Raw genomic sequence first — 22,581 nt, forward strand, 5'->3', positions numbered from 1 at the left:
TTGGGTTTACACAATAGGTTTCATTGCAGTCATAGACGCTCTTAATCTAGCTCCTACAATTTCTACCGGATGCTCTCTTAATGCTTTGTTTACAGCAATTAATTTAGCGTTATCTACACCATTACCTGCACCCGCAGCATATGGTTTGCCAATAATAGAAGTATCTACTTTAGCCATAAAGTCTTTTAATAAAGGCTTACAAGCATGATCAAATAAATAACAACCATATTCAGCAGTATCAGAGATAACCCTGTTCATTTCAAATAACTTTTTACGTGCAATTGTATTGGCAATAAGTGGCGTTTCGTGTAAAGATTCGTAGTAGGCAGATTCTGCAATAATACCAGACTCCGTCATAGCTTCAAAAGCAAGTTCTACACCAGCTCTAACCATAGCAATCATTAATACACCGTTATCATAAAATTCTTGTTCAGAAATTTCTACATCACCAGCTGCTGTTTTTTCAAATGCAGTTTCACCAGTAGCAGCACGCCAATCTAATAAGTTTTTATCACCATTAGCCCAATCTTCCATCATTGTTTTAGAAAATTCGCCTTCCATAATATCATCCATATGTTTTTGAAATAATGGACGCATAATATCTTTTAATTCTTCAGCTAACTCAAACGCTTTTATTTTAGCAGGATTAGACAAACGATCCATCATATTTGTGATACCACCATATTTAAGACCTTCTGTAACAGTTTCCCAACCGTATTGTATTAATTTAGAAGCATAACCAGCATCTACGCCTTCTGCTACCATTTTATCAAAACAAAGAATAGAACCTGTTTGTAACAAACCACATAAAATAGTTTGCTCACCCATTAAATCTGATTTTACTTCGGCAACAAAAGAAGACTCTAAAACACCAGCTTTATGTCCGCCTGTAGCAGCAGCATAAGCTTTAGCTTGCGCCAAACCTTTACCTTCTGGATCGTTTTCTGGGTGAACAGCAATAAGTGTTGGTACACCAAAACCTCTTTTATACTCCTCACGAACCTCTGAACCTGGAGACTTTGGGGCCACCATAATTACAGTTAAATCTTTACGTACTTGTGTACCTTCTTCAACAATATTAAAACCGTGAGAATAAGATAATGTAGCACCATTTTTCATTAATGGCATTACGGTATTTACCACATTTGTATGTTGCTTGTCTGGAGTAAGATTAATTACTAAATCCGCAGTTGGTACCAACTCTTTATAATTACCTACTGTAAATCCGTTTTCTGAAGCATTTTTAAACGACGCTCTTTTTTCTTGTATAGCAGCATCACGTAAAGCATAAGAAATATCTAAACCAGAATCTCTCATATTTAAACCTTGATTTAGGCCTTGAGCTCCACAGCCAATAATTACTATTTTTTTTCCTTTTAATACTGTTACTCCATCAGAGAATTCTATAGTATCCATAAATCTACATTTACCCAACTGAGTTAATTTGTCTCTTAGTGATAAGGTGTTAAAATAATTTGACATTTTCTGTACTCTTTTTTATCTCAATAGGTATACTGAGAATGATTAATTAATTATGTTGAAATTCTTCTAATAAGCTACTAATACGCATTTCGGCTTTACTTACTGCAATTCTGCCTGAATGTACAAATTGCATTATTCCGTAAGGTTCTAGTTGCTCATGCATTTTATTTATTTCGTCTCTTCTTCCAGATTTAGAAATCACAAAAAAGTCTCGTGCCACAGTTACTATTTGTGAGTTGTTCTCTTTTATTATGTTCTGAATCTCTCGTTCATCAAACAATAAATCTGATTTAATTTTAAACAAAGCGGACTCTTGGTAAATTATATCATCATCATTATGATAAAATGCCTTTATGACCTCTATTTGTTTTTCAATCTGACCCACAATGTTTATAACCCATTGCTCTGTAGTATGCACAACAATAGTAAACTTAGAAACGCTGTTAATTTCTGATTTAGAAACATTTAAAGCCTCTATATTAATGTGCCTTTTTAAAAATATGCCTGATATTCTGTTTAACAATCCTACGTTGTTTTCAGAATAAACCGATATGGTATACCAATTATTTTCCATTCTTTTATTGCCCCAATTTTATGCTACTAAAGCCTTTATTGGAATTTTTTAATTAAACTTATTTTAATCTAACGTCTGATACTGATGCCCCAGAAGGAATCATAGGAAATACGTTATCCTCTTGTTCTACTTTAACTTCTAAAAAATATGCTTCCTTAGATGCTAACATCTCTTCTATAGTAGATTTTAACTCGCTACGTTCACTAACGCGTTTAGATTTGATGTGATACCCTTCTGCTATTTTTACAAAATCTGGATTTACCATTACAGTAGATGCGTATCTTTTTTCAAAAAATAGCTCTTGCCATTGACGAACCATTCCTAAATGATCATTATTTAATACAATAATTTTTACAGGTACTTTATGCTGAAAAATAACACCTAATTCCTGTATTGTCATTTGATAACCACCATCGCCAATAATAGCTACTACTTCCCTATCCATTGCTCCCATTTTGGCACCAATAGCAGCTGGTAAAGCAAAGCCCATAGTTCCTAAACCACCAGATGTAATATTACTTTTTGTCTGGTTAAATTTTGCGTATCTACAAGCAATCATTTGGTGCTGACCAACATCACTAACTATAACAGCGCTATTTTTTGAAGCTAAATTAACCTGCTCTATAACTTCGCCCATTGTAAGCTTTTCTTTAGTTGGACGAATATCTTTTTCTATAACCGTATCAAACTCTACCTGATACATTTCTTTAAAAACAGTGTGCCAAGCTTTATGCTCATTCTCTTTTACAAAAGGAAGTAAAGCCTCTAAACTATCTTTAGCATTACCTAAAACGGCAACATCTGTAGGTACGTTTTTATTAATTTCTGCAGGGTCAATATCAAAATGAATAATTTTCGCCTGTTTAGCGTAGCTATCTAAATTACCAGTTACACGATCATCAAAACGCATACCTATGGCAATTAAAACATCGCACTGGTTAGTTAATACATTTGGAGCATAATTACCGTGCATACCAACCATACCAACATTTAGAGGGTGGTCACTATTTAGTGCTGCTACACCTAAAATAGTCCAAGCAGATGGTATACCTGCTTTCTCTATTAATGCTTTAAGCTGAGCTTCTGCCTCTCCTAAGATTACACCTTGACCAAATACAATTAGTGGCTTTTTTGCTGAATTAATTAATGCTGCCGCAGCTTCTACTTTTGCTGTATCTATTTTTGGATATGGATTGTAACTACGAACACCTACACAGGCTTCATAACTAAAATCAAATTCTTCAAACTGTGCATCTTTAGTAATATCTACTAGTACAGGACCAGGTCTGCCAGATCTAGCAATGTAAAAAGCCTTTGCTACTATTTCTGGAATTTCTTCAGCTCTTGTAATTTGGTAGTTCCATTTTGTAACTGGTGTAGAAATACCAACAATATCTGTCTCTTGAAAAGCATCTGTACCTAATAAATGCCTAGGAACCTGGCCTGTAATACACACCATTGGTGTAGAATCTATTTGGGCATCTGCCAATCCTGTAACTAAATTTGTTGCTCCAGGACCAGAAGTTGCTAATGCAACACCTACTTTGCCAGAAACCCTTGCATACCCCTGTGCAGCGTGCGTTGCGCCTTGCTCGTGACGCGTTAAAATATGTGTTAATTTATCTTGAAACTTGTATAATTCGTCATATACAGGCATAATGGCACCACCTGGATAGCCATAAATTAAATCTACGCCTTCTGCTAGTAAGCAATGAATAATTGCCTCTGCTCCACTTATTTTTATGGCCTTTTTAGTTTTTGATATTGTCTTTTTTTCTTTTACTGTCTCCATCTTCAAAGAGTTAAAGTAAAAAGTACTATTGTAATGTTTTATAAACCAATCAATAATACTTTTCTAATTTTTAAGTTTTTAGTTAAAATTCATCCGTTACACAACCTTGTGCTGCAGATGATACAGAACGTGCGTATTTGTATAACACACCTTTTTTAAATTTTAATTCTGGAGCCACCCAAGATTCTTTACGTTTTGCAAGTTCTTCTTCGCTTACATCTACATTAATTGCATTTGTTTCTGCATCTATAGTAATAATATCTCCATCTTTTACAAGTGCTATTGTACCACCATCTTGAGCTTCTGGCGCAATATGACCAACAACAAAACCGTGCGTACCACCAGAAAAACGACCATCTGTAATTAATGCTACTTCTTTACCTAAACCAGCGCCCATAATAGCTGCCGTTGGTTTAAGCATTTCTGGCATTCCTGGTCCACCTTTAGGCCCTTCATACCTAATGACGACTACATCTCCTTTTTTAACTTTTCCGTCTCTTATACCATCATTAGCATCGTATTCGCTATTAAAAACTCTTGCAGAACCTTTAAATAATAAACCTTCTTTACCCGTAATTTTTGCTACAGAACCATTTTCTGCCAAATTACCATACAACATACACAAATGTCCAGTTGCCTTGATTGGGTTTTCTAGAGGACGAATAACATCTTGCCCCTCTATAAAACCAGGAACATCTTTTAAGTTTTCTGCTAATGTTTTACCGGTAACAGTTAAACAATCACCGTGTAATAATCCATTTTCTAATAAGTATTTTAATACTGCCGGAATACCACCAATACGGTGTACGTCTTCCATTAAATATTTACCACTAGGTTTTAGATCTGCTATAAAAGGAGTAGTATCACTAATTTTTTGAAAATCTTGAAGTGTAAAATCTATATCAGCTGCTCTAGCAATAGCTAAAAAGTGCAATACTGCATTTGTAGAACCACCCATAATTGTTACCAAACGAATTGCATTCTCTATCGATTTTCTTGTAACAATATCTAATGGTTTAATATCTTTTTCTAGCAGGTAATACATTTGTTTACCTGCATCTATACATTCTTGTTTTTTTTCTTTACCTGTAGCTGGATTAGATGAGTTATATGGCAAAGACATACCTAAAGCCTCTATAGCCGAAGCCATTGTATTTGCAGTATACATACCACCGCAAGCGCCTGCACCAGGAATTGCTTTTTTAATAATACAACCAAATTCTTCTTCTTCCATTGTACCAGCTACCTTTTCTCCCCAAGCTTCAAAAGCAGAAACAATATCTAGTTTTCTATCATTATGACAACCCGAGGCAATGGTACCGCCATAAACCAATATAGATGGTCTATTTAAACGAATCATAGCCATAAGCGCACCAGGCATATTTTTATCACAACCAACAACAGTAACTAAACCGTCATAAGACATACCTTGTACAACAGTCTCCATAGAGTCTGCAATAATATCTCTGGAAGGCAATGAAAAACGCATACCAGGAGTTCCCATAGAAATACCATCACTAACACCAATTGTATTAAAAATTAGTCCAACAGATTCATTAGAATTAACACCTTCCTTAACGTCTTTGGCCAAATCATTTAGGTGCATATTACATGGGTTACCCTCGTACCCTGTACTTGCAATACCCACAATTGGTTTACTAAAATCTTCATCTTTAAAACCTATACCATACAACATAGCTTGTGCTGCTGGTTGCGTAGGATCTTGTGTTACGTTCTTACTATACTTATTTAACTCCATTTGGTTATATATTGTAATTCTTTGACTTTATTGAATATAATTTACTATTCAAATATAATTCTTTCACTTTCTTCATTTTTTTAACATTGTTTTTTAATATAAATTCAACCTTCTACATATTCACATAACAAACTGATTAACAATAGAATAAAACCTTAATTTGTATAACACTCAGCTATTTTTATTTAGAGTATTTCCCCCTAACATCTTAGCTTTACGTAAAGTTTAAAACAAAAAAAAAGCCTGTGTCAATTTGTATGACACAGGCTTTTCTTAAAATCAATATAAGACCGTATCACCCCCAGAGAGAGATAATAATGACTAATACGATACTAATTATGCTGTTTGTTTTCATTCTGATAACAATATTAAAATAATATTTTAAAATGAGCACTATTTATTCTTTAGAAAAAAAAATAAAATGCATTATTAGCTCCAAAAAGTGTATTTCATCTAAAAGTTTACAAGTTGTGTGTATTTCATCGAAACGAAAATAATAAACTAAAAAAAGTACGGTTATAATAACCCCAAACCTTATTAAACCTACTATTAATGATATGTTTAGAATGTAAGAAAGAGCTAAGCTATATTGACCACAAAAATGCCATAGATGCATTTGGTGTTGAATTATGTGCTAAGCATCAAGTGAGATTAAACAGATTAATCTTAAAAAACAATACGCCTAAAGAGGCTATACAATTATATTATGGCCTAAAGAAAAGAAATCTAAACCCTATGTTAGAATGGTGGGACGGTAAAAAATCTATAGATATTGCCGTTTCTAGAGTAAAACTTAATATAGAAATAGATACGGAGTACAATATGCTAACCCATGAACAAGCTATAAACGATTTAGAAGAAGCAATGCATTCTTTTAAAAATGGGTTTACAACTATACGCATACCAAATGATTTAATTAAACATCATTTTACAGAGACTATCAATAACATAATTGGTATAGTTGAAGGGTTAAACGCGAATATTAAAAAAATATAAATAGCACAAATACGTCTTTAAATTGAAGCACAAGAACGCCTACTTCTTGCGCTTCAATTTAATACTAGTGTATTTTTAATTACCTTCGGTCTTTAACTAAAATTAAAAGATGAAAAAAGTAATAGCTTATAGTACTTTAATTCTCTGTTTTTTTATGTCACGTAACTCACAAGCACAAGACTGGGCTAATTTAACTAAATACAAAGAAGTTAATACCCAATTAAAGACACCTGCCAAAAACGAAAATCGAATCGTTTTTATGGGTAATTCTATCACTGAAGGCTGGAGCAATGCTATGCCTAGTTTCTTTAAAGACAAACCATACATAAACCGTGGTATAAGTGGACAAACTACACCACAAATGTTATTGCGCTTTAGACAAGATGTAATAAGTCTTACCCCTAAAGTAGTGGTTATTTTAGCTGGTACTAATGATATCGCTGGCAACACTGGCCCTACCACTTTAAATGAAATTGCCGATAATATTAAGAGTATGGCTGAGTTAGCGAGCCAACATAATATTAAAGTTGTAATATCTTCTACACTCCCCGCATTTGACTATCCTTGGGCTCCCAATAAAGAACCTAATACAAAAATACCTGCATTAAATACAATGCTAAAAACATACGCCAAAGAAAAAAAATTTATATATCTAGATTACTTTTCTGCAATGGCGACAAAAGAAAACGGATTGCAAAAAATGCATTCTGGCGATGGTGTACATCCAAATAAGTTAGGCTACCAGATTATGGCCCCTTTAGCAGAAGAGGCAATTGCCAAAGCGCTAAACAAATAGTACAATGCAAACCCCTTTAGTTAGTATTCTTATACCGTTTAAAAATGTTGAAAAATTTTTAGACGAGTGTATCTCTTCCATAATTTCACAGACCTACACAAACTGGGAAATAATAGCTATAAATGACCATTCTACAGATAATAGCGCCGATATACTGGATACATACGCTAAAAAAGACAATAGAATAAGAACAAAATTAAATACAGGTAAAGGTATTATTAGCGCCTTACAACTTGCTTACAAATTAGCAAACGGAAGCTATATTACCAGAATGGATTCTGATGACATAATGACTCCTACCAAGATTGAAGTTTTACTTTCTTTACTCCTAAAAAACGGACAAAAACATATTGCAATTGGTAAGGTTAAATATTTTGCCGAAAACGGTGTTAATGATGGTTATAAAATGTATGAAGAATGGTTAAACAAACTAACCATAGACGGGAGTAACTATTCCGAGATATACAAAGAATGCGTTGTACCGTCTCCTTGTTGGATGGTACATAAAACAGATTTTGACTTAGTAGATGGCTTTAATCCAAATAGATACCCAGAAGATTACGATTTAGCTTTTAGATTTTATAAACATAATTTAAAATGTATTCCTTGTAATTTAACCTTGCATTTATGGCGTGACTATTCTACAAGAACCTCTAGAACGAGTGAACATTATGCTCAAAATTATTTCTTAGATATTAAGTTAGATTATTTTTTAGAATTAGAGTACAAAACAAGTAATACAATAATTGTATGGGGTGCGGGCAAAAAAGGAAAGGAAATAGCCAAGAAATTACTAACCAAACAGATTCCGTTTTCCTGGGTATGCAACAACAATAAAAAAATAGGAAAAGACATCTACGATCAAAAATTACATCACTTCTCCTCTGTTGCAAAACAAATAAACCCACAAATAATTATTACTGTTGCTAACCAAGAAGAACAGGTAAACATAAAAACATATCTTAATTCTTTAAACCTTAACACTGTAAAAGATTATTTTTTCTTTTGCTAAAGTACTATTTGCTTTGCGCCAATTTGTTTATATTTGAAAAATTAAATTAAGGAATGCAGTTTAAATATCCGGATCTTCTTTGGGCTTTATTTTTACTATTGGTTCCGCTATTTATTCATCTTTTTCAACTCCGTAGATTTAAAAAAACTCCTTTTACCAATGTAGCATTGCTTCAAAAAGTAAAAATTGAATCTAAAAAAGCACGAAACTTAAAAAAATTGCTTCTTTTATGCACTAGACTCTTATTGTTTGCTGCTATTGTAATTGCTTTTGCTCAACCTTATTTTGCCAAAAAAGACGCCTTTAGAAAAAGAGAAACTGTAATTTATATAGATAACTCTTTTAGCATGCAAGCTTTAAAAAACGGAACTAGTCTTTTAGAATCCGCAGTGCAAGAGCTTATTAAAAATACTGATAAAGAAAAAGAATTTAGTCTATTTACCAATACAGAGACATTTAAAAATGTTGCCTTAAAAGAAATTCAAAACAATTTACTTTCTCTAGACTATAGCAACAACCAACTAACCATAAATGAAGTTTTACTAAAGGCAAACACGCTTTTTAGCACTTCTAATAGTAGTATAAAAGATATTATTGTGCTGTCAGATTTTCAGCAAAAAACAAAAAATACAACTATAGACACACTAAAAACTACTAATGTACATTTTGTAAAGTTAGCTCCAGATACTTTTACAAATACCAGTATAGATAGTGTTTATATTTCTAAAACCGATGCAACCAATATTGAACTTAGCGCTAAATTATCTGCAAATAATAGTGCAGAAAATACCCCAGTAGCATTATATAATAACGATACTTTAATAGCCAAAACTTCTGCTAATTTTAATGGTACAAAGTCAGCTTTAGTCTACTTTACACTACCAAAAAATAGTGCTATTAATGGTGAAATTAAATTAGTTGATGCTGGTTTAAAATACGATAACAACTTCTTTTTTAACATCAACAAAAGAGAAAAAATAAAAGTCCTCACAATCTCTAATGCAGATAATAGTTTTATCAACAGAATTTTTACTGAAGATGAGTTTGTAACCAACACCACATCATTAAATCAGGTAAATTACAGTAGTATAAACGACCAAAATTTAATTGTTCTAAACGAAATTAATTCAATTCCAGAATCATTAAAAAATGCTTTACTCTCATATACAAACAATGGTGGTAGCCTAGTTGTAATTCCGTCTAAGGATATTAATATTAACAGTTATAATTCTCTTTTATCTAATTACTTTTTAACCAGTATAAAAGGCCTTATTCAACGAGAAAATAAAGTTATAAGTATTAATTTTTCTCACCCCCTGTACCAAAATGTTTTTCAAAAAAAAGTAACTAATTTTCAGTATCCAACTGTAAACAGCTATTTTAAAATACAAAGCTCTGCCCCTAGCCTATTAAGTTATCAGGATAATACTCCGTTTTTACTTGGAGCTAATGGTATCTACTTTTTTACCTCTAGCTTACTAAAAGAAAATTCTAACTTTAAAGGTTCTCCTTTAATTGTACCTACGTTGTATAATATGGGATATAATAGCTTTAGCATTCCTAAATTATATACAATACTAGGGACATCTTCTAAAGTGGATATTGCGACTACGTTAGACAATGACCTTATTTTAAAAATTGATAAAAACGGTGAAGAGTTTATTCCTCTACAACAATCTTTTACAACTAAGACTACACTTAGTTTTACAAATAATCCTGATAAAGATGGTATTTACACTATAAAAAAAGGAGATTTAAAATTAGGTTCGCTTAGTTTTAATTACAACAGAGAAGAGAGTAACCTTGTGTATATAAATAGTAATTCTATTGCTAAGCTTAAACAAAATAATAGCATAAGTCAGTTATTTAGAGATTTAGAAAATAACCAAAAGGTATCTGAGCTTTGGAAATGGTTTGCTATTTTTGCTTTGTTTTTCTTAGTCTTAGAAGTTCTTATTCAAAAATATCTTAAATGAATATATTAATAAAATCTGCCAAAATATTTAATAGCACTAACAAAGATATACATCTTAAAACAAAAGATATTTTAGTAATAGATGGTATTATAACTAAAATAGCGGACGCTATAACTCCCGAAAAAGAAACTAAAGTTATATCTAAAAAGAATCTTTGTGTTTCTATAGGCTGGTTAGATACTAGTGTTTCTTTTGGTGAACCTGGTTTTGAGGAAAGAGAAACTATTGCAAACGGCTTAAAAACTGCTGCTAAAGGAGGATTTACAGATATTATATTAAACACCAACACCAACCCTATACCTTACACTAGCTCTACTATTGCATTTATTAAAGATAAAGCTAAAGAGCAAGTAACAAATTTATACCCACTTGGAGCATTAACGGTTAACAGCGAGACGGTAGATTTAGCTGAGTTGTATGATATGAAAAATGCTGGTGCTGTGGGTTTTTCAGATTATAAGAAACCTACAAGCAACTCTAACCTTTTAAAAATAGCATTACAATACGCTCAAAATTTTAATGCTTTAATTTATTCTTTTCCTATGGATACTAAAATCGCAGGAAAAGGGATCGTAAATGAAGGTGTTGTATCTACAGGTTTAGGTTTAAAAGGTATACCTTCTCTAGCCGAAGAATTACAAATAGCAAGAGACTTATTTATTTTAGAATATACTGGAGGTAAACTACACATACCAACTATTTCTACATCCGGTGCAGTAAAATTAATTGCAGAAGCTAAAAAGAAAGGCTTAGATGTTAGTTGTAGTGTTGCTCTACACAACCTATTATATACTGATGAAAAATTAGAAGATTTTGATACTGTTTATAAAGTATTACCACCTTTAAGAACCAAAAAAGATGTTACTGCACTTGTAAAAGGTGTTAAAAACGGAACAATAGATTTTGTAACTACAGATCATGCTCCTTTAGATATTGAACAGAAAAAGATTGAGTTTGATAATGCTGCTTATGGTACTACGGGTTTAGAATCTTCCTTTGGAATTCTAAATTCTATTTTTGATACAGAAACTGCTGTAGAATTATTAGTTAAAGGAAGAGAGAGATACGGTTTACAAACTCCTGAAATTAAAGAAGGAAATACAGCTTGTTTTACATTGTTTGATAATGATACGCTGCACTATGTTACAAAACAAACAAGCATAAGCACAGCTAAAAACTGTATGTTTTATCAAGAAAAGTTAAAAGGACAAGTATTTGGTATTATAAATAACACAAAATTAGATATACTATAATACATATAGCTGCGTTAAACTAATGGCTAAACGTTAGTCAACTTTTTTAACCAACTAATAAATAAAACTATGATTTTTGGAATTACGCTAATACTATTAGGTATTTTAGCAGCACCATCGTTACTACTATCAAAAAAACCAAATGCACAAGAACTTTTAGACAAGATTACACCTTACCAAGGATGGATAGGCTTAGGATTTTGTGTTTGGGGTGTAATTAGTATTGTTCAAGCTATTTTTAGAATAGGTTGGTTAACTACTTATCCTATTTACTGGATAACTTATATTGCCGTAGCCGTTGTTACTGCTGCCTTAGGTTTTATTTTAGGTTACGGAATGATAAACAAACATTTACTATCTAAAAATGAAGAAGCCAAAGCAAAAGGAGAAGCTTTACTTGCAAAACTTAGACCCCTACAAGGTAAATTAGGTTTAGCTGCTATTATCTTAGGAATTTGGGCTATAATTTCTAGCGTATTATTCTTTATGTAATTATAAGCATTTATAAAATTTAAAAAGAGGTCTTAAATAGACCTCTTTTTTTTTGCAAAATTTTTACCTTGCACAAAAAAATAAAATGAGTGTAAATCCTAAAGGAAAAACGACTGCAATTGTATCTTACCTTACTGGTGTTGGTACCTTAATTGCTATTACGATGAATATGGACGATAAGCATGAATTTGCTCGTTTTCATATTAGACAAAACTTTGGTCTAAACTTGTTTTTTTTAGGTTTTGCGCTATTCATTAGTCAATGGCTTAATATGTATGCCTCTATGGGGTTATATATATCTTACATAGTACTTTGGACCTATGGGTTTATTGGTATGTTAAATAACAAAAAACAAGAAATTCCATTTATAGGAAAAGCTTCTCAAAAATGGTTCACCTTTATTAATTAGTATGACAACTGCACCTTTATCCTTAGAACACATTATACAACCAGCAACTGTACAACAAGATAAAACCCCTGTTTTATTTATGCTTCACGGTTATGGCAGTAATGAAGAAGACCTTTTCTCTTTTGCTACAGAATTACAAAAAGAGTTATGTATTATTTCTGTACGTGCTCCCTACCCTATGCAACCTTCTGGCAATGCTTGGTATGCTATTAATTTTGATGAAGAAAAAGGAAAATGGAGTGACGATGAGCAAGCTGCCGAATCTATCCAAAAAATACTAGCATTTATTGATGAAGCTTGTAGTACGTATCATTTAGATAAAGAAAATGTTACATTATTAGGTTTTAGTCAGGGTGCAATTTTAAGCTATACAACAGCTATAGCATATCCAGAAAAAATTAAAAACGTTATTGCTCTTAGTGGTTATATCAACGAAAATTTAATTGATAAATTAAAAACAGATAAAGACCCAAGCAAATTAAACATATATGCATCTCACGGTAGTGTAGACCAGGTAATACCTGTGAGTTGGGCACAAAAAACACCCGAATACTTAAAAAGTTTAGGTATAAATTGTACGTATGAAGAATACCCTGTTGGTCACGGAGTAGCACCACAAAACTTTTATTCTTTTAAAGAGTGGTTGTCTAACAAAATATAAACACAACAATTTACTAAATAAAAGAAAAGCCCTGAATTTACATTCAGAGCTTTTCTTTTGGCCTTAAAATAGACTATTACTTAATCTCTTCTATATAAAAGATGATCCATCATTGTAAAATCTACACCTAAATCGTCTTTAAGGTTATATTTTATAAGAAGTTCTCCCCAATATTTTCCATCAGAAAAATCTGCTAAAATCCACTTATGGTTTAAGACTTTAATTTTATTAATTTTAAAATCTCCTTCCATACCTTCATAAGGCACTAATGGGTTATCTCCTTTAGTTTCGTTTGTTTCTATTAATTTATCTGCAATATATCTAGCAGGTTTGTCTATATCTAAATGATCAAAATAAGATAAAGCGTCATCATTATTTTCCAATAAAAAATACTTTAGATCTAATATATTTATTGCTGTTGTTTGTAAAGAATCTTCAAGCTTAGTATTACTCGCTTCAAGGTTTTCAATCTTAGCCTTTAATTTTCCAAATTTAGTATTGGTCGCTTCAATCATATTATTTGCACTTACAAATTGGTAAAGTGCTATTAACGCAGCAAAAATAAATAGGTACAGATATAAATACTTTTTCATTATATATAATTCTAAATGTTTATGGTTAAATTATCGTAGGCCAAATGTACATTTTTTGGCAATATTTTTTCTACTTCTTCATGAAAACCTAATAAATGACTTATATGAGTAAGATAAGCTGTCTCTGGTTGTACCTCTTTAATAAAATCTAAAGCCTCTTCTAAATTAAAATGAGAATGATGTGCTTCTATACGCAATGCATTAACAACTAATATTTTTACACCTGTTAACTTAGCTATCTCTTCTTTAGAAATACTTTTAACATCAGTTAGGTACACAAAATCATCAATTCTAAAGCCAAAAACTTCTAATCTATTGTGCAATACTTTAAGAGGTATTGCAACTTTATTACCTAATTTAAAAGGTGTGTTCTCTTTAATTTCGTTAATGGTGACAGCTGGCGCACCTGGATATCTGTTTTCATCAGCAAATATATAAGCAAAACGTCTTTTTAGAGCAGCTATTACTTGTTTGTCTGCATATACTGGTATGTCTCCTTGTCTAAAGAAAAAGGGTCTAATATCATCTAAACCCGCGGTATGGTCAGAGTGTTCATGTGTAAATAAAACACCACTTAAATTAGGTATAGGGTTTTGCAATAACTGCTGCCTAAAATCTGGTCCACAATCTATTATGTAGTTATAATTATCCCAAGAAAGTAGAACAGATACTCTAAGTCTTTTGTCTTTGGGGTCTTTACTTAGACATACAGGATGTTTGCTACCTATTACTGGTATTCCTTGAGATGTACCTGTGCCCAAAAATGTGATTTTTAACAATTCAGCCTTTTTTATCAAATTTATAACATATTTATTTAATAGATAAATCTATCTTGTTAACTTTGTATACCGTAAAAAACAAACAAAGAATGTCATCAGTCTTAAAAAAAGATTTTGCTTTTGAGAATATACCTTCAACAAAGGCCAAAACCCTGAGAATAAATTTAAATCCTGATATCTACGGTACTTTTGCCGAAATTGGTGCCGGACAAGAGACTGCTAGACACTTTTTTAGATCTGGTGGCGCATCTGGAACCATTGCCAAAGCAATGAGTGCTTACGATAAGGATTTTAGCGATGCCATATACGGTGTAGAAACCGATGGTAGATATGTTACTCAAGCTCGTTTAAAAACGATGCTTTCTCATGAAATGGGACTTATGGAAGAACGTATTAGTAGAGAAAAGCACCCTGAACGTTTATTTTTCTCTTACGCAAATACTGTTGCAACTATAGATTTTGCAAAAAAATACAAAGGTCATGGATGGATTGGAATACGTTTTCAGTTAGATCCAGATCAAAAAGAATTTGATGAGATTATCATGCACATTCGTTTTAAACAAAACGAAGCAAGATTACAGCAAGAAACTTTAGGTCTTTTAGGTGTTAACCTTATTTATGGTGCTTTTTACAAATACCATAAACCTCGTAAATTACTTAAATATTTATATGACCATATAGATAAGGATACGGTAGAGATTGATATGATTAATTTTTCTGGTCCTAATTTTGAAAAAGTAGACAACAGACTAATTAGCCTACAGTTAATTAAGAATGATATGACCGATGCGGTTATGTTTGGGCCTGATGGTAACAACCTTTTACCTGCTGCTGTTTTATACAAAAAAAATATACTTGCATTACGTGGTAGTTATAGACCCGTAACTAAAGTAAATATGGATATGTTTGAAAAGTCTCATAATATTTTTATGAATGAGCAAACAGTAAATCCAGATAAAACCATTGTAATTTTTGAAATTACCTTAGCAAACTTAAAGGCAAGCGGAGAGATAGATGAACAAGATTTTATGGATAGAGCAGAACTACTTTGTTCGCTTGGCCATACTGTAATGATTTCTAAATTTCAAGAATACTTTAGACTAGTAGAATACTTTAGTAATTATACAAAAGCCAAGATTGGTTTAACAATGGGAGTTAATAACCTTGTAGAGGTTTTTGATGAAAAATATTACAGACACTTAAGTGGTGGTATACTAGAAGCTTTTGGTAAGTTATTCTTTAAAGATTTAAAGGTGTATTTATACCCTATGAAAAATGAAGAAACTGGGCAAATAATGACTAGTAACAATGTTAAAGTACACCCTAGGATGAAAGAGCTTTATAAGTTCTTTAAATACAACGGTAAAGTAATGGACATTTTTGATTACGATCCAGAGATACTACATATATTCTCTAGAGATGTACTTAAAAAAATTACAAACGGAGAAAAAGGATGGGAAAAGATGTTGCCAGAAGGTATTTCCGAAATAATTAAACGTAAAGAATTGTTTACCAGAAAAGAAAGTAAAAAATAATTAAAAAAGCCGCAGTATAAAACTGCGGCTTTTTTTGCTTTTATTCTAATATTTGTGCCGCATGGTCTTTTGTCTTAACCTTGTCTATGACCTTAGTTACAACACCCGCTTCATCTATAAGGAATGTTTTTCTATGAATACCATCGTAGACTTTACCCATAAACTTTTTAGTTCCCCAAACACCAAAAATATTTAAAATAGTATGGTCCTCATCTGCTAGTAATGGAAAAGGAAACTCGTACTTATTTTTAAAATTAGATTGTCTCTTTTCTGAATCTGCACTTACTCCTAAAAGCTCATAGCCTTCTGCTTGCAATTCTTTATAATTGTCTCTTAAATTACAAGCTTCTGCCGTACATCCTGGTGTACTTGCTTTTGGATAAAAAAATACAATTAACTTTTTACCTTTATAATCTGCCAAGCTAACGGCGTTACCATCTTGATCTTTTGATGTAAAATCTGCTACTTTGTCTCCTACTTTTAAAGTATTCATAAGTAATTTAATTAAATTCGTTTATTCTAATTTTTAGTAAAGCTAATCAAAAATGACGAAGGCAGAAAAAGTAACGTTTACAATAAACACTCTAAAAGAGCTGTACCCATCTATACCAGTTCCGTTAGACCATAAAGATCCTTACACGCTATTAATAGCGGTATTACTATCTGCACAAAGTACAGATGTTGGGGTAAACAAAATTACGCCTCTTTTGTTTAAAAAAGCAGATAACCCATACGACATGGTAAAGTTAACTGTAGAAGAAATTAGAGAAATTATTAGACCCGTAGGCTTATCACCTATGAAAGCCAAAGGAATACACGGTTTATCGCAAATGCTAATAGATGAGCATAACGGTATTGTACCACAAGATTTAGAATCTCTAGAAAAATTTCCTGCAGTAGGCCACAAAACTGCAAGTGTTGTAATATCACAAGCATTTGGTATACCTGCTTTTCCAGTAGATACACACATACATAGACTTATGTATAGATGGGGTTTTACAAACGGTAAAAATGTAGTGCAAACAGAGAAAGATGCAAAAAGATTGTTTCCCAAAGAGCTATGGAACGATCTGCATTTGCAAATAATTTGGTACGGAAGAGAATACTCGCCCGCAAGAGGCTGGAATTTAGAAAATGATATAATTACCAAAACTATTGGCAGGAAAACTGTAATTGAAGCGTATTATAAAACAAAAAAGAGCCATTAAGGCTCTTTCTTTTTTAGTTTAAAATGTTTTCAAATTGCATTTCCTTGTAATTAATCACATTCAACGATTTAGAATAGTTCATAATAAATTGAACTGTACTTGCTGATGTTGTCATTCTACAAGAGTTGTTTTGTTGTTTAGAGTAAATTTTTTCCATATAAAATAGTATTGTTATAGTAAGATAACGGTACTATTTTAGAAATATTATACTTTAAGGTTAAAAACCTATTAATTCGTTAAAACGATATTATGTTTTTCTATTATTTTTCTCATGTTAATTAAAGCGTATCTCATTCTTCCTAATGCAGTGTTAATGCTAACTCCTGTATTTTCAGAGATTTCTTTAAAGCTCATATCCTTGTAGATACGCATTAATAAAACTTCTTTTTGATCTTCTGGCAATTCTTCAATAAGAACTTTAAGATCAGAATCGATCTGATTTTTTATCAATTGCTTTTCTGCGTTTAACTTATCATCACTTATTACAGAAAAAATATTAAAATCATCGCTGCCTTCAAACATCGGCATGCGCTTGTTTTTTCTAAAGTGATCTATAATTAAGTTGTGTGCAATTCTCATTACCCACGGTAAAAATTTACCTTCTTCACTATAAGAACCCTTTTTTAAAGTTTTTATAACCTTAATAAATGTATCTTGAAATATATCCTCAGTAATGTCTCTATCTAAAACTTTAGAGTAAATAAAACTACTAATTCTTTGGTTGTGTCTATTTATTAATACTTCTAGAGATTTTTCGTCTCCGTTAATATATTTTTTTACTAATACTGAGTCTTCAATTTGTAGATCCATTTCGAGTTACTTTTTTGGTTATTTAATGCGTACCCCTTCCCATTATGGGAATAAGTTCATGCAATAGTGTTTAATAATTTTTAAAAAAGTAATGTTCGCTATATAGGCCTATAAGTTTAATTACACTTCAAATATATATAAAATAAGAGGTTCCGAAAAAATCTATGTTGTGATTACCCCTATTTTTGATGTAAAAGCGTGTTTTGTGGTTATTAAAAGGTACATATTGTATCTTTACAGTATTAATTACGAACATGAATACACTTTTAGACGTCGACCCAAAACATAATATTATTATCAAAGGTGCTAAACTGCACAACCTCAAAAATATAGATGTAGTAATTCCTAGAAATAAATTAGTTGTTATTACAGGATTATCTGGTTCTGGTAAATCTAGCCTTGCCTTTGACACGCTTTATGCAGAGGGACAACGTAGATACGTAGAAAGTCTATCTTCATATGCACGTCAGTTTTTAGGTAAATTAGATAAACCTAAAGTAGACTATATAAAAGGTATAGCTCCTGCAATTGCAATAGAACAAAAAGTAAATTCTACAAACCCTCGTTCTACCGTAGGTACTACAACAGAAATTTATGACTACCTAAAGTTGTTGTATGCAAGAATTGGTAGAACAATATCTCCTGTTTCTGGTAAGCAAGTAAAAAAACATACCGTAACAGATGTAATCAACTTTATTAAGGAATATAACGACAATACAAAGCTGTTATTGTTAGCCCCTATAAATGTTACAAAAGATCGTGAGCCTTTAAAGGCTTTGGAAATGTTTTCTAAACAAGGCTATGCTAGAATAAAATATAAAGGTAAAGTAATACGTATAGATGATTCTATTACGGAAATAGATAGAAAGTTTGATTTGGTTGTAGATAGAGTTATAACTAAGGATGATGAAGATTTTTACAACAGATTAGCTAATGCAGTAGACACAGCCTTTTTTGAAGGACAAGGAGATTGTATTATAGAAGAACTAGAAACGGGCAAGCAAACTCCTTTTAGTAATAAGTTTGAACTAGACGGTATTAAGTTTGTAGAACCTAATGTGCACCTATTTAGTTTTAACAACCCTTTTGGCGCCTGTCCTACTTGCGAGGGTTATGGAGAAGTAATTGGTATAGATCAAGATTTGGTTGTGCCCAATACTGCGCTATCAGTTTATGAAGGTGCCCTTTTTCCGTGGAAAGGAGAACGTATGGGTAAATATAAAGACGACTTTGTAGCTGCTGCTTATAAATTTGATTTTCCTGTGCACAAACCTTGGTTTGAGTTAACCGATGAGCAAAAGCAATTGGTTTGGGATGGTAATAAATATTTTACTGGCTTACATAAGTTTTTTGCCCTGTTAGAAGACAAGAGTTACAAAATACAAAACCGAGTAATGTTATCTCGCTACAGAGGTAAAACTAAATGTACTACTTGCAAGGGAAAACGTTTACGTCCAGAAACAGACTATGTAAAGGTTAATGATAAATGTATATCAGAATTAGTAGAGCTGCCTATAGAACTACTAACTAACTTTTTTGAAACTTTTTCTTTAAACAAGTATGATGAGCAAATTGCAAAACGACTTTTAATAGAAATAACAACAAGACTAAGCTTTTTAAACAAAGTAGGTTTAAGTTACCTAACACTGAATAGAAAATCTAACACATTATCTGGTGGAGAGAGTCAGCGTATAAACCTAGCAACATCTTTAGGTAGTAGTTTGGTTGGTTCTATGTATATATTAGATGAACCTAGTATTGGTTTACACCCAAAAGATACAGAGAACTTAATAGATGTATTAAAATCTTTACGAGATTTAGGAAACACCGTTATTGTTGTAGAACATGACGAGGACATTATGAATGCCGCAGACCAGGTTATAGATATAGGTCCGGAAGCCGGCACACACGGAGGCGAAGTTGTTGCGAATGGTACAATGGCAGATATTTTAAAGTCGTCTTCTTTAACAGCTAGCTACCTTAATGGAACCAAACAAATTGAAGTTCCTAAAAAAAGAAGAAACTTTACCGAGTTTATTAGAATAATTGGTGCTAGAGAAAATAATCTTAAAAATATAGATGTAACCTTTCCTTTAGGTATATTAACTGTAATAACAGGAGTATCTGGTAGCGGAAAAAGTACATTGGTAAAAAAACTCCTCTATCCTATAGTATTAAAAGAAATTGGAGGCTACGGAGAAAAAGCGGGTCAGTTTACCTCTGTAGAAGGTAGCTTTAAAAGTATTAAAAATGTAGAGTTTGTAGATCAAAACCCAATTGGTAGATCTTCTAGATCTAACCCTGTTACCTATATAAAGGCTTACGATGATATTAGAGCTTTATTTGCTTCACAAAAATTAAGCAAGCTTAGAGCGTACCAAGCAAAACACTTTTCTTTTAATGTAGATGGTGGTCGTTGTGAAAAATGTAAAGGTGAAGGTGAAATTACGGTAGAAATGCAGTTTATGGCAGATGTACATTTAGAGTGCGATGCTTGTTATGGTAAACGATTTAAGAAAGAAGTATTAGAAGTAAAGTTTCAGGACGCCAACATAGATGATATTTTAACAATGACTATTGATGATGCCATTGCTTTTTTTGAAGAACATCAACAAACAAAAATAATGAATAAGCTTAAACCTTTACAAGATGTTGGTTTGGGCTACGTAACATTAGGTCAGTCCTCTTCTACTCTATCTGGTGGCGAGGCACAACGAATTAAATTAGCATCGTTCTTAATTAAAGGAAAAACAACTAATAAGTCGTTATTTATTTTTGATGAACCTACAACAGGTTTACATTTTCATGATATTAAAAAATTACTTAAATCTTTTAATGCATTATTGGCTAAAGGACATTCGGTTATTGTAATAGAACACAATATAGATCTAATAAAATGTGCCGACTTTATTATAGATTTAGGACCAGAAGGTGGTTCTAAAGGAGGAGAACTTATTGCTGAAGGTACACCAGAACAAATTGCGAAAAACAAAAAATCTTTTACCGCTAAATACTTAAGAGAAAAACTATAACTTAAAAAAAAGATTGATTTCCAGATAGTTAACTTGTTTTTTGTTTTTTTGGCACGCTGTTTGTATTATAGATAACAGAATGTAAATAGGTACATTCAGAATTTATAAAACCTTATAGTATGAAAAAATCAGTACTCCTTTTTACAGCACTTATCGTTGGTACGTTTAGTACCATGGCTGTAACTATAGAAAACACAGAGAATAAGGTTGCAACAAGCAATACTTTTAGACAAAACAATTCTTTCATCTTTGTAGAAAACGGTGTCACGTTTTCAGTTTTCCCAGATGGTGAATTCGACTTTTATATTGATAATAGAGTAAATGTAAACGCTAACATAAGCTTAGGTAGAAATAGCAACATCACTTTTAATACAGGATATAATTATAATGGTTATGTACAGTATGATGATTATGGAGCTGTAATACAAGTAGAAAACGTTGGTATCTATTATGACTATTATGGTAGGGTAGAACAAATTGGTGACATAAACATTGACTACAGAAATAATAGAGTTAATAGATTGGGTGGTATGTATGTTTATTATAACAACAGAGGTTATTATGATTACCATAGAGGATATATAAACAGGTATAACAGAAACTATACCTTTAACAGTTACCATAACTATTTTCATAGACCTGCAACAAGCTATTGTTTAGTACAATCTAGACCATACAGAAGATACTATGCTCCTGTTAGATATACATATTATAGTCCGTATAGAAACAACTATAGAAAATCTTATGTAAAAGTTGGAAAAAATTACAAGCAAGACAGACGTAACAATTACAGGTCTCCTAATGTATATAGAAATGACACTAGAGTAACGCAAAGAAGTAACAGAACAGTTGGTCCTGCTACACAGAGAACAAATTCTAGAACTGTTGCACATAACTCAGCTAAAAGTAACAGAGCTGTAGATTACAACAGAAGAGGTACTAATAGTCGTATTTCTCAAAGAAGTAACAATGCTGTTATTAATAGCAACGCTCGTAGAGGTAGCACAACAAGTAGATCTACAACAAAAAATCCAGTAGCTACTAGAACTGTAACAAGGTCTACTACGTATAAAACACCATCTAGAACTAGTAATACAAATAGTAGAGTTGGTACTACAAGAAGCACAACAAACAGAAGTGTTGCTAAAGCACCAGCAAGAACAACTACTCAAAGAACTTCAACGGTTAGTAGAAAACCTAGGAGTACAAATAGTAGAGCTACAAGAAGTACTACAACAACAACTAGAACTGTTACAAAAGCACCTAGTAGAAGTAGTTCTTCTAAAAGTAGAGCCTCTTCAACAAGAAGCAGTTCTAGCAGTAGCAAAGCAAAAACACCATCTAGATCTAGTAGAACTAGTTCTAGTACAAGAAGTAGAAGTTAATAAAGGCAGTTTTTTAGGTTGTTAGTTGTTAAAGCCC

Annotated in this window: 21 protein-coding genes; 12 read left to right on the forward strand and 9 right to left on the reverse strand. The window is 32.1% G+C overall.

The genetic code is table 11. The features are described from left to right. Positions 1-6: 6 nt before the first annotated feature. The 4 genes from ilvC to ilvD form a co-directional block, all read right to left on the reverse strand. Positions 7-1,482: a ketol-acid reductoisomerase gene (ilvC, locus tag M4I21_RS02540; protein ID WP_249557461.1), complete on the reverse strand. Its 1,476-nt coding sequence runs from the start codon at positions 1,480-1,482 to the stop codon at positions 7-9. A 46-nt stretch (positions 1,483-1,528) separates the two neighbouring features. Further along, complete coding sequence (gene ilvN / locus M4I21_RS02545) at positions 1,529-2,056, reverse strand: acetolactate synthase small subunit (RefSeq protein WP_249557462.1); 528 nt, start codon at positions 2,054-2,056, stop codon at positions 1,529-1,531. A gap of 58 nt (positions 2,057-2,114) precedes the next feature. Continuing rightward, complete coding sequence (gene ilvB, locus M4I21_RS02550) at positions 2,115-3,848, reverse strand: biosynthetic-type acetolactate synthase large subunit (protein WP_249557463.1); 1,734 nt, start codon at positions 3,846-3,848, stop codon at positions 2,115-2,117. An 82-nt stretch (positions 3,849-3,930) separates the two neighbouring features. Further along, positions 3,931-5,607 (reverse strand): dihydroxy-acid dehydratase, encoded by a 1,677-nt coding sequence (gene ilvD, locus M4I21_RS02555; protein WP_249557464.1) that lies wholly within the window; start codon positions 5,605-5,607, stop codon positions 3,931-3,933. 552 nt (positions 5,608-6,159) lie between these two features. Here ilvD and M4I21_RS02560 point away from each other — a divergent pair. From M4I21_RS02560 to M4I21_RS02595, 8 genes are all read left to right on the forward strand, one after another. Beyond that, a complete protein-coding gene (locus M4I21_RS02560) occupies positions 6,160-6,603 on the forward strand; it encodes a putative endonuclease domain-containing protein (protein WP_249557465.1) in 444 nt (147 codons plus the stop codon). 109 nt (positions 6,604-6,712) lie between these two features. After that, complete coding sequence (locus M4I21_RS02565; protein ID WP_249557466.1) at positions 6,713-7,399, forward strand: SGNH/GDSL hydrolase family protein; 687 nt, start codon at positions 6,713-6,715, stop codon at positions 7,397-7,399. A 4-nt stretch (positions 7,400-7,403) separates the two neighbouring features. Then, entirely contained in the window at positions 7,404-8,411 is a 1,008-nt protein-coding gene (locus M4I21_RS02570) for a glycosyltransferase family 2 protein (RefSeq protein ID WP_249557467.1), read from the forward strand. A 53-nt stretch (positions 8,412-8,464) separates the two neighbouring features. Next, entirely contained in the window at positions 8,465-10,387 is a 1,923-nt protein-coding gene (locus tag M4I21_RS02575) for a BatA domain-containing protein (RefSeq protein WP_249557468.1), read from the forward strand. Further along, a complete protein-coding gene (locus M4I21_RS02580) occupies positions 10,384-11,640 on the forward strand; it encodes a dihydroorotase (RefSeq protein ID WP_249557469.1) in 1,257 nt (418 codons plus the stop codon). The genes M4I21_RS02575 and M4I21_RS02580 overlap by 4 nt, the downstream gene beginning before the upstream one ends. A gap of 69 nt (positions 11,641-11,709) precedes the next feature. After that, entirely contained in the window at positions 11,710-12,132 is a 423-nt protein-coding gene (locus M4I21_RS02585; RefSeq protein WP_249557470.1) for a hypothetical protein, read from the forward strand. An 85-nt stretch (positions 12,133-12,217) separates the two neighbouring features. Then, positions 12,218-12,541 (forward strand): hypothetical protein, encoded by a 324-nt coding sequence (locus M4I21_RS02590; protein WP_072302024.1) that lies wholly within the window; start codon positions 12,218-12,220, stop codon positions 12,539-12,541. A gap of 1 nt (position 12,542) precedes the next feature. Then, positions 12,543-13,202, forward strand: a complete 660-nt coding sequence (locus M4I21_RS02595; RefSeq protein WP_249557471.1) for an alpha/beta hydrolase — start codon at positions 12,543-12,545, stop codon at positions 13,200-13,202. Positions 13,203-13,282: 80 nt separating this feature from the next. Here M4I21_RS02595 and M4I21_RS02600 read toward each other — a convergent pair whose 3' ends face one another. Beyond that, positions 13,283-13,795 carry a hydrolase gene (locus M4I21_RS02600; RefSeq protein ID WP_249557472.1) on the reverse strand — a complete coding sequence of 171 codons (513 nt, stop codon included), beginning with the start codon at positions 13,793-13,795 and terminating at the stop codon, positions 13,283-13,285. An 11-nt stretch (positions 13,796-13,806) separates the two neighbouring features. Further along, positions 13,807-14,556 carry an MBL fold metallo-hydrolase gene (locus M4I21_RS02605; RefSeq protein WP_249557473.1) on the reverse strand — a complete coding sequence of 250 codons (750 nt, stop codon included), beginning with the start codon at positions 14,554-14,556 and terminating at the stop codon, positions 13,807-13,809. Between the two features lie 107 nt (positions 14,557-14,663). Between M4I21_RS02605 and M4I21_RS02610 the strand changes: the two genes are divergently transcribed. Continuing rightward, complete coding sequence (locus M4I21_RS02610) at positions 14,664-16,109, forward strand: TonB-dependent receptor (protein WP_249557474.1); 1,446 nt, start codon at positions 14,664-14,666, stop codon at positions 16,107-16,109. Positions 16,110-16,149: 40 nt separating this feature from the next. Here M4I21_RS02610 and bcp read toward each other — a convergent pair whose 3' ends face one another. Next, positions 16,150-16,602, reverse strand: coding sequence for a thioredoxin-dependent thiol peroxidase (gene bcp, locus M4I21_RS02615; RefSeq protein ID WP_249557475.1), 453 nt, complete (start codon positions 16,600-16,602; stop codon positions 16,150-16,152). A gap of 52 nt (positions 16,603-16,654) precedes the next feature. Between bcp and M4I21_RS02620 the strand changes: the two genes are divergently transcribed. Then, a complete protein-coding gene (locus M4I21_RS02620) occupies positions 16,655-17,317 on the forward strand; it encodes an endonuclease III domain-containing protein (protein ID WP_249557476.1) in 663 nt (220 codons plus the stop codon). Positions 17,318-17,330: 13 nt separating this feature from the next. Here M4I21_RS02620 and M4I21_RS02625 read toward each other — a convergent pair whose 3' ends face one another. Next, entirely contained in the window at positions 17,331-17,474 is a 144-nt protein-coding gene (locus M4I21_RS02625; RefSeq protein WP_170854686.1) for a hypothetical protein, read from the reverse strand. A 71-nt stretch (positions 17,475-17,545) separates the two neighbouring features. Then, positions 17,546-18,127 carry an RNA polymerase sigma factor gene (locus M4I21_RS02630; RefSeq protein ID WP_013622291.1) on the reverse strand — a complete coding sequence of 194 codons (582 nt, stop codon included), beginning with the start codon at positions 18,125-18,127 and terminating at the stop codon, positions 17,546-17,548. A gap of 254 nt (positions 18,128-18,381) precedes the next feature. Between M4I21_RS02630 and uvrA the strand changes: the two genes are divergently transcribed. Together uvrA and M4I21_RS02640 are read left to right on the forward strand one after the other, a co-directional pair. Next, positions 18,382-21,159, forward strand: a complete 2,778-nt coding sequence (gene uvrA / locus M4I21_RS02635; protein ID WP_249557477.1) for an excinuclease ABC subunit UvrA — start codon at positions 18,382-18,384, stop codon at positions 21,157-21,159. 119 nt (positions 21,160-21,278) lie between these two features. Next, positions 21,279-22,544: a hypothetical protein gene (locus M4I21_RS02640; protein ID WP_249557478.1), complete on the forward strand. Its 1,266-nt coding sequence runs from the start codon at positions 21,279-21,281 to the stop codon at positions 22,542-22,544. Positions 22,545-22,581 lie beyond the last annotated feature (37 nt).

Source organism: Cellulophaga sp. 20_2_10, assembly GCF_023476645.1.
GTDB lineage: Bacteria > Bacteroidota > Bacteroidia > Flavobacteriales > Flavobacteriaceae > Cellulophaga.